This window comes from Pseudomonas sp. Irchel s3f10 (assembly GCF_900187515.1).
In the GTDB taxonomy this organism is placed as follows: Bacteria; Pseudomonadota; Gammaproteobacteria; order Pseudomonadales; family Pseudomonadaceae; genus Aquipseudomonas; species Aquipseudomonas tensinigenes.
This window is the reverse complement of sequence record NZ_FYDZ01000015.1, coordinates 112,211-121,481: the sequence shown is the minus strand read 5'-3', so window position 1 is coordinate 121,481 and position 9,271 is coordinate 112,211. Positions and strand designations below refer to the sequence as shown.

Sequence of the window (9,271 nt, the reverse complement as noted above, 5' to 3'; positions counted from 1 at the left end):
ATATTTCCGCGGCGACCTGTCCTTCAGCGTGTGATCCAGTTCCTGTTTTGAACTTTCCGACATACGGTCAACCCGGTTGCCAATCATCCGACGCAGCGCGACATTCTGCTGTGATTCAAGACAAGAAGTTCTGGAAAATTATTACCATGCGTTTGCCCCTTTTCATGGCTGTACCCTTCGCTCTCGCCGCCTCTTTTGTACAAGCACAATCCTTACCAGAAGCCATGCAGCAGGCACTGGATGTCCATCCGGAAATCCAGGCTGGGGTCAACAGTCGTTTGGCCGCGGATTATCAATTAAGAGCGGCAAAAGGTGGATACCTGCCGAAGGTCGATCTGCTCGGCGGTTATGGTCGTGAAGGCACCGACAGCGTTACTACCCGCGCCAATTCCGGTAACCACTACGAAACCCTGAACCGCAGCGAGTCAAGTTTACGTCTCTCGCAAATGGTTTTTGACGGTTTTGCGACGTCCAGCGAAGTCGGGCGTCAACAAGCCACCGTTAACTCCCGCGCTTACTCCTTGCTGGGCACTTCCGAGCGCACCGCGCTGACTGTCGCCCAGGTCTATCTGGACGTGCTGACCCGCCGCGAATTCGTGCGTCTGGCCGAAGAAAACCTCAAGAGCCACCAGCGCATCTACGACCAGATCCAGTTGCGCACCCAACGCGGCGTTGGCAGCGGTGCCGACCTCGATCAGGCTGAAGCGCGGATGGCCCAGGCCCGCAACAACCTGATCACCGAGCAGACCAATCTGGCCGACTCGGAAACCAACTTCCTCAGCGCCGTTGGCCAGATGCCCGATCAACTCGAGCGTCCGGCGCCGTTCATGGCAATGATGCCGGCCAACCTCAATGAAGCGCGCCAGCAGATGCTGGAAAACAGCCCGATCCTGCGTTCGGCCGAATCCGACATCGCCGCCGCCGAGAAGCAATACGAAACCGCCAAATCGACCTTCTACCCACGTTTCGACGCCGAGCTGGGCCGCACAGCCGACAACGACCTCGACGGCCAGAACGGTCACAACAACGAATGGCAAGCCATGCTGCGCATGCGCTTCAACCTCTATTCCGGTGGCAGCAACAAGGCCGATCTGGAATCCAAGTCGTACCTGTCGAACCAGGCGCTGGACATCCGCAACAACGCCCTGCGTCAGTTGAACGAAGAACTCGGTCTGGCTTGGAACGCCTTGAACAACGCTAACGCGCAGGTGCCGATTGCGCAGCAATACGTCGATCACAGCACCTCGGTGCGCACCGCTTACCAGCGTCAGTTCAGCCTTGGCGAACGGACCCTGCTCGATTTGCTCGACAGCGAAAACGAGTTGTTCACCGCTTCGCGGCGTCTGGCGGAAATCAAAAACATTCAGTTATTTACTCAGTACCGAATCAAGGCGACCATGGGCGAGTTGCTCAGAAGCCAGGGAGTGGTCGCACCGTTGGCATCCGTTGTGCAGAACGACGTGAAGCCCAAGGTCCAGCTGCCTGGGATGAATTGAGTTATCCCTTTTCAACTGTCAAAGAGTGTCGAGCGTGGAATCAGAAGTCAGTCGAGTTCAACTCAGTCATGATCCACGCGCGTTGCACGACGATCCGTTACTGGATGGCCTGCTCGCCCTTTGCATGCTTCATCAGAAACCCGCCAGCGCGGCGATGCTGACCACCGGCCTGCCGCTGCCCAAACAACGTCTGAGTGTCGAGTTGCTGCCCCGCGCGGCGGCTCGCGCCGGCCTGCAAGGTCGGGTATTGCAGCGCAAACTGGAAGAAATTCCGGCGATCGCCATGCCGGCCTTGCTGCTGCTCAAGGATGGTCGCAGCGCCGTCCTGCTCGGCTGGCAGGGTGACAACGAAGCGCGGGTGCTGCTCAGCGAAACCGACGGCGGCGAGTCCATCGTCAGTCGCGAACTGCTCGCCGACGATTACACCGGCAAAGTCTTTTTCGCTCAGCCGCAACACAAATTCGACGTCAACCACGGCACGCTGATTCCGCGTGCACGCTCGTGGTTCCGTGACACCCTGAAGCGTTCGCGCTGGCTGTACGCCGATGCGATCGCCGCGAGTTTCCTGATCAACATCATCGCCATGGCCGCGCCGCTGTTCGTGATGAACGTCTACGACCGCGTGGTGCCGAACCAGGCCGAAGCGACCCTGTGGGTGCTGGCGCTGGGTATCACTGGCGCCTATATCTTCGACCTGATTCTCAAGAGCCTGCGCAGCCTGTGCCTGGATCTGGCCGGAAAGAAAACCGACCTGATCATCTCTGCAACGTTGTTCGAACGCATCGTCGGTATGGCCATGAAGTACCGCCCGGCGCGAGTCGGCAGCTTTGCGCAGAACATCCATGAGTTTCAGAGCCTGCGCGACTTCCTCGCCTCGCTGACCCTGACCAGCCTGATCGACCTGCCGTTCACCATCCTCATCTTTATTGTCATCGCCATTCTCGGCGGGCATCTGGTGTGGATTCCAGTGTTGGCGTTCCCTATTGCTCTGCTGATCGGCTACGCCTTGCAGAAGCCGCTGGTGGCGACGATGGAACGCACCATGGCCCTCGGTGCCGAGCGCCAGTCGAGCCTGATCGAAACCCTCGCCGGCCTCGACGCGGTGAAGGTCAACAACGCCGAAAGCGAACGTCAGTATCAGTGGGAGCAGACCATCGGCACCCTCAGTCGCCTCGAACTACGGGTGAAAATGCTCTCCGGTCTGGCGATGAACATCACCCTGCTGATCCAGCAACTGGCCGGGGTGATCATGATTGTCTTCGGCGTGTACCAGATCATCGCCGGCAACCTGAGCATGGGCGGTCTGATTGCCTGTTACATGCTCAGCGGCCGCGCACTGAGCCCGTTGGCTTCGCTGTCGGGTTTGTTGACCCGCTATCAGCAAGCCCGGGTGACCATGACCTCGGTCGATCAAATGATGGAGCTGCCGCAAGAGCGCAATTTCGAAGAACGCCCGCTGAGCCGCAAGGTTCTGCAAGGCGCGATCGAGTGCCGCCAGCTCAGCTTCACCTACCCGGAACAACAGAACCCGGCGCTGAAGAACATCAACCTGGTGATCCGTCCCGGCGAGAAAATCGGCATTATCGGCCGCAGCGGCTCGGGCAAAAGTTCGCTGGCGAAACTGCTGGTCGGCCTCTATCAGCCGGACGACGGCGCCTTGCTGGTCGACGGTGTGGATATCCGCCAGATCGACGTCAGCGAACTGCGCTACAACATCGGCTACGTGCCGCAAGACATTCAACTGCTGGCCGGCACCCTGCGTGACAACCTCGTCTCCGGCGCACGTTATGTAGAAGACGAACTGGTGCTGCAAGCCGCTGAATTGGCTGGCGTCCACGAATTCGCCCGTCTGCATCCGCAAGGCTATGAGCTGCAAGTCGGCGAGCGTGGACAGAACCTCTCCGGCGGTCAACGACAGAACGTCGCGCTGGCCCGGGCCTTGTTGCTCAACCCTCCGATTTTGCTGATGGACGAGCCGACCAGTGCGATGGACAACACCGGTGAAGAACGCCTCAAACAACGCCTCGCGGCGGTGATTGAAAACAAGACCGTGGTGCTGGTCACGCACCGGGCTTCACTGTTGTCGCTGGTCGATCGTCTGCTGGTGATCGACCGTGGACAGATTCTCGCCGATGGCCCGAAAGCCGCCGTGATGGAAGCGTTGAAGAAGGGGCAGATCAGTGTTGCTTAAGTCGGGTTTCAAGGATTCGATCCGTCGCTACTTCAAGGGCTCGGCATCGCTGCAGGGCCAGCCGCTGCCGGAGGTCAACAAAGCGCTGATCGAAGACGCCCCGCGCGTCGTGCGCCTGACCATCTGGGCGATCATCGGCTTCTTCATCTTCCTGCTGCTGTGGGCCAACTTCGCCGTGATCGACGAAGTGACCAAGGGCGACGGCAAGGCGATTCCGTCGTCGAAGATCCAGAAAATCCAGAACCTTGAGGGCGGGATCATCTCCGAACTGTTCGTCAAGGAAGGCCAGATTGTTGAAGCCGGCGCGCCGTTGATTCGCCTCGACGACACACGATTTGCCTCCAACGTCGGCGAAACCGAAGCCGATCGCCTGTCGATGCTGCTGCGCGTAGAACGCCTCAGCGCCGAAGTCGATGACCGTCCGCTGAATTTCCCCGAGGACGTGCTCAAGGCCGTGCCGGGCCAGGCGAAAAGTGAGGAATCGCTGTACATCAGCCGCCGGCAGCAATTGCACGACGAGATCGGTGGGTTGCAGGAGCAGTTGATTCAGCGTCAGCAAGAGCTGCGCGAATTCGCCTCCAAGCAAGCGCAGTATCGTCAGCAGCTCGGCTTGCAGCGCCAGGAAATCAACATGTCCGAGCCGCTGGTGGCGCAGGGCGCGGTGTCGCCGGTGGAGGTCTTGCGTCTGAAGCGTGCCGAGGTGGAAACCCGTGGTCAGCTGGATGCAACGACGCTGGCCATCCCGCGCGCCGAATCGGCGATCAAGGAAGTGCAGCGCAAGATCGACGAGACACGCGGCAAGTTCCGCAGCGAAGCGCTGACCCAACTCAATGAGGCGCGCACCGACCTGAACAAGGCCAGCGCGACCGGCAAGGCGCTGGAAGACCGCGTCAGCCGCACGCTGGTGACATCGCCGGTGCGCGGCATTGTCAACAAGTTGCTGGTCAACACCATCGGCGGGGTGATTCAGCCGGGCAGTGACATGGTCGAAATCGTACCGCTGGACGACACCTTGCTCGTCGAAGCGAAGATCCGTCCGCAGGACATCGCGTTCCTGCACCCAGGGCAGGAAGCGATCGTCAAATTCACCGCGTACGACTACACCATTTACGGCGGGCTCAAAGCCAAGCTTGAGCAGATCGGTGCCGACACCATCACCGACGAAGACAAGAAAACCACCTACTACATCATCAAGGTGCGCACTGAGCGTAGCCACTTGGGCACGGACGAGAAGCCGTTGCTGATCATCCCGGGGATGGTTGCGTCGGTGGACATCATTACCGGCAAGAAGTCGGTGTTGAGTTATCTGCTCAAACCGATCATCCGCGCGCGAGCCGAGGCGTTGCACGAGCGCTGATTCTCTAGCGGCCTTACCGGCCTCATCGCGAGCAGGCTCACTCCTACAGTAATCGCATTTCTCCAGATGGAATGCGATCCCTGTAGGAGTGAGCCTGCTCGCGATAGCGGCAGCCCAAACACCACATCTCTGTCAGGAAGTGACAAAAACCGTCACTCACCACTCAGTCCATTCCTCACCATTCGCCATATCGTTATTCATTAACGGTATTTAATTTCCAATTCTTATATCTATAAAGTCATCCCCCTGCGTACCTGCCGACCAATCGGCGCGCCGCACGACCTGAACCAACACGCAATCCAGCGTGAGTGTCTGATCGACGAGCGCGCCCGTGAGCGCGCCGTGCGTGGGAGATGGAAAGATGTCCGCAGCTACTGCTTCCCCAAGCGCCGCGACCGCCGCGCCGCAATCCTTTGAAATCCGCCCGTTCAGCGGTGCCGTCGGCGCCGAGATCATTGGTCTCGACCTCACTCGGCCGATCAATGATCAGGACTTCGCACGCATTCATCGCGCGCACCTGGATCACCACGTCGTGGTGTTCCGCGACCAGCAAATCACCCCGCAGGAACAGATCGACTTCAGCCGCCGCTTCGGCGTGTTGCAGATCCATGTGCTCAAGCAGTTCCTGCTGGCCAATCATCCGGAAATCCTCATCGTTTCCAACATCATCGAAAACGGCCAGAACATCGGCCTCGGCGATGCCGGCAAGTTCTGGCACTCCGACCTGTCCTATAAAGAGCTGCCGAGCCTCGGGTCGATGCTCCACGCACAGGAGTTGCCCGAGGAGGGCGGCGACACGCTGTTCGCCGACATGCACAAAGCCTGGGACAGCTTGCCCGAAGCGTTGCGCAAAGCAGTCGAAGGCCGCAGTGCTGCGCACTCCTACACGGCGCGTTACAGCGAAACCAAATTCGAAGGCAACTGGCGCCCGACCCTGACCCCGGAGCAACTGGCACAAGTCGCCGAAGTCGTGCACCCGATGGTGCGTACGCACCCGGAAAACGGTCGCAAAGCACTGTTCGTCAGCGAAGGTTTCACCACGCGCATCGTCGGTCTGCCGGAAGACGAGAGCCAGCAGTTGCTGACCGAGCTTTACGCCCACAGCGTGCTGCCGCAGAACATCTACCGCCATCAGTGGCAGCCCCACGACCTGGTGTTCTGGGACAACCGTTCGCTGATCCATCTCGCCGCCGGCTGCCCCGCGCACCTGCGCCGCAAGCTGTATCGCACGACCATTCAGGGCGACGCGCCTTTCTGATTCGCCGGAGATTGATCAAATCATGAACGCTCCCTTGCCAGGCCACGCGGCCAGCAACCCGATCGCCCGCAGCGACGCGTTGCTGGCGGTCGATCATGTCAGCCTCGAATACCGCACGCCGCAACGCGTGGTGCGCGCCACCCACCAGGTCAGTTTTGAAATCGACCCTGCCGATCGCTACGTGCTGCTCGGCCCGTCCGGTTGCGGCAAATCCACCTTGCTCAAAGCGGTGGCCGGGTTCATTCAACCGTGCGAAGGCGAGATCCGTCTGCAAGGCCAGCGCGTCGACGCGCCGGGGCCGGACCGCATCGTGGTGTTTCAGGAGTTCGATCAACTGCCACCGTGGAAAACCGTCAAACAGAACGTGATGTTTCCGCTGCTCGCGTCGCGCACCTTGAAGAAAAAGGAAGCTGAAGAGCGCGCGCTGCAATATCTGGAAAAGGTTGGACTGGCGGCGTTTGCCGACGCCTACCCGCATACCTTGTCTGGCGGCATGAAGGCGCGCGTGGCGATTGCCCGTGCGTTGGCGATGCAGCCGAAAATTCTCTTGATGGACGAACCGTTCGCCGCCCTTGATGCACTGACCCGCCGCAAGATGCAGGAAGAATTGCTGCTGCTCTGGGAAGAGGTGCGCTTCACTCTTCTGTTTGTCACCCACTCGATTGAAGAGGCGTTGGTGGTCGGCAATCGCATCCTGCTGTTGTCGCCGCATCCCGGCCGAGTGCGCGCCGAAGTGCACAGCCATCAATACGATCTGCACAGCCTCGGTGGCGTGGCATTCCAGGAGTCGGCACGGCGCATTCATCGTCTGCTGTTCGACGAAGGCCAGTCGCCGGAAACCGAGCGTGACCACGACTTCAACGATATTCGTATCGCCTATTGAGCGGCCAGGAGGATTACCCGATGAGCCATTCATCATCTGTGCGTGAAGAATTCGAAGTTGTGCTGGAGCCGCTGACTGAAGTGCCGGTCGAGCGCGAACTGTCGCTCGGCACGCGGCTGTGGCAGCAGGGCTGGTTGCGTAAAGGCCTGATCCTGATTGTGCTGGCGGTGCTGTGGGAAGTGGTCGCGCGGATTCAGAACAACGACCTGATGCTGCCGAGTTTCCTGCAGACCAGCCACGCGCTGTTCGAGGGCCTGCTCAGCGGTGAGCTGCTGGCCAAGGTGTGGATTTCGTTGGTGGTGTTGATCAAGGGTTACCTGATCGGCATCGTTTTGGCGTTCGCCTTGACTACGTTGGCCGTATCGACGCAGTTGGGCCGTGATCTGCTGAGTACGATGACCTCGATGTTCAATCCGTTGCCCGCGATTGCTCTGTTGCCGCTGGCGTTGCTGTGGTTTGGCCTGGGGCAGAACAGTCTGATTTTCGTGCTGGTGCATTCGGTGTTGTGGGCGCTGGCGCTGAATACCTATGCCGGGTTTCTCGGCGTTTCGGAAACCCTGCGCATGGCTGGGCGCAATTACGGTTTGAAGGGTTTGCGACTGGTGCTGTTCATCCTGATCCCGGCGGCGCTGCCGTCGATTCTCGCAGGGTTGAAGATCGGCTGGGCGTTTGCCTGGCGCACGTTGATCGCGGCGGAACTGGTGTTTGGCGCGACCAGTGGCAAGGGTGGGCTGGGTTGGTACATCTTTCAGAATCGCAATGAGCTGTATACCGACAAGGTGTTTGCCGGGTTGGCGGTGGTGATTCTGATTGGGTTGCTGGTGGAGAATCTGGTGTTCGATACGCTGGAGCGGGTGACGGTCAAGCGCTGGGGTATGCAGCGGTAATTCTGTGGCGTTGCGGCTGGCCTCATCGCGAGCAGGCTCACTCCTACAGGGGATCTGCGTAGGACACAAAATCTGTAGGCACTGAAGATCTAATGTAGGAGTGAGCCTGCTCGCGATAGCGTCAGTCATGCCACCGCAATACTTGAAGAATGTTTGCTAGCATTGCGCCAAGATCAATCCAGATCAGCCATGAGTGCTCAGCATGCAACTCCCGGACATGAACCTTCTGGTCGCCCTCGACGCCTTGCTCGACGAGGGCAGTGTGGTCGGCGCCGCGCGGCGGATGAACCTCAGTCCGGCCGCCATGAGCCGCACCCTGACGCGAATTCGCGAAGCCATCGGTGATCCGATCCTCGTGCGCGCCGGCCGGGGGCTGGTGCCGACTCCCAAAGCGCTGGAGTTGCGCGAACAAGTGCGCGACGTGGTCGAGCAGGCCGCGCTGCTGTTCCGCTCCGCCGACAGCGTGGAACTGGGCACACTGCGCCGCCGTTTCAGCATTCGCGCCAATGATTTTTTCATCGGTGTGTACGGCGGCAAGCTGTTCGACACCCTCGATCAACTGGCACCGCACTGCGAATTGCGCTTTGTCCCGGAAGGCGATGGCGACGATGAAGCACTGCGCGAGGGGCGTATCGATCTGAGCGTCAGCAACACCCGGCCGGTCACCCCTGAAGTCAAAGTGCAGAACCTCTTCTCGACGCACTTCGTGGGACTGGTGCGCGAAGATCATCCATTGCTCGACGGTGAAATCACTGCCGAGCGCTACGCCGGGTTTTCCCACATCAGCATGTCGCGCCGCGGCATCGCGCGCGGTCCTATTGATACCGCGCTGAATGCGCTGGGTCTGGAGCGGCGCGTCGCGGTGATCGCGCCGAGTTTCCATGCGGCGATGTTTGCGTTGCCTGATTCCGACCTGATCCTGCCGGTGCCCAAGGAAGCGTTGCTCAGCGTGCGTCGCCTGGGTTTGAAACTGCGCTCATTCGACCTGCCGATCCCGTTGCCGACCTTGATGCTGACACAAGCCTGGCACCCACGCTTCGATAAGGATCCGGCACACCGCTGGCTGCGCGAAACCCTCAAGGCTTGCTGCGACGAAACGTGGCTGGCTGCCCAGCCTTAATCCCCCAGCCAATACAAAACCCTTGTAGGAGTGAGCCTGCTCGCGATGGCGGTGTGTCATTCAATACTTGCATCGACTG

The 9,271-nt window shown here is 59.9% G+C and carries 7 protein-coding genes; all 7 read left to right on the top strand.

The features are described 5' to 3' along the window. Positions 1 to 146: 146 nt before the first annotated feature. The 7 genes from CKW17_RS24980 (at position 147) to CKW17_RS24950 (ending at position 9,192) form a co-directional block, all read left to right on the top strand. Positions 147 to 1,496, top strand: coding sequence for a TolC family outer membrane protein (locus tag CKW17_RS24980; RefSeq protein ID WP_095122337.1), 1,350 nt, complete (start codon positions 147 to 149; stop codon positions 1,494 to 1,496). 34 nt (positions 1,497 to 1,530) lie between these two features. Next, positions 1,531 to 3,687 (top strand): type I secretion system permease/ATPase, encoded by a 2,157-nt coding sequence (locus tag CKW17_RS24975; RefSeq protein WP_095122335.1) that lies wholly within the window; start codon positions 1,531 to 1,533, stop codon positions 3,685 to 3,687. Next, entirely contained in the window at positions 3,677 to 5,044 is a 1,368-nt protein-coding gene (locus CKW17_RS24970) for an HlyD family type I secretion periplasmic adaptor subunit (RefSeq protein WP_007918311.1), read from the top strand. Before CKW17_RS24975 ends, CKW17_RS24970 begins: the two co-directional genes overlap by 11 nt. Before the next feature lie 361 nt (positions 5,045 to 5,405). Next, a complete protein-coding gene (locus CKW17_RS24965) occupies positions 5,406 to 6,302 on the top strand; it encodes a TauD/TfdA family dioxygenase (RefSeq protein WP_095122334.1) in 897 nt (298 codons plus the stop codon). Positions 6,303 to 6,324: 22 nt separating this feature from the next. After that, entirely contained in the window at positions 6,325 to 7,185 is an 861-nt protein-coding gene (locus CKW17_RS24960; RefSeq protein ID WP_095122332.1) for an ABC transporter ATP-binding protein, read from the top strand. 20 nt (positions 7,186 to 7,205) lie between these two features. After that, positions 7,206 to 8,072 carry an ABC transporter permease gene (locus CKW17_RS24955; RefSeq protein ID WP_016985558.1) on the top strand — a complete coding sequence of 289 codons (867 nt, stop codon included), beginning with the start codon at positions 7,206 to 7,208 and terminating at the stop codon, positions 8,070 to 8,072. Between the two features lie 202 nt (positions 8,073 to 8,274). Continuing rightward, positions 8,275 to 9,192 carry a LysR family transcriptional regulator gene (locus CKW17_RS24950; RefSeq protein ID WP_016985559.1) on the top strand — a complete coding sequence of 306 codons (918 nt, stop codon included), beginning with the start codon at positions 8,275 to 8,277 and terminating at the stop codon, positions 9,190 to 9,192. Positions 9,193 to 9,271 lie beyond the last annotated feature (79 nt).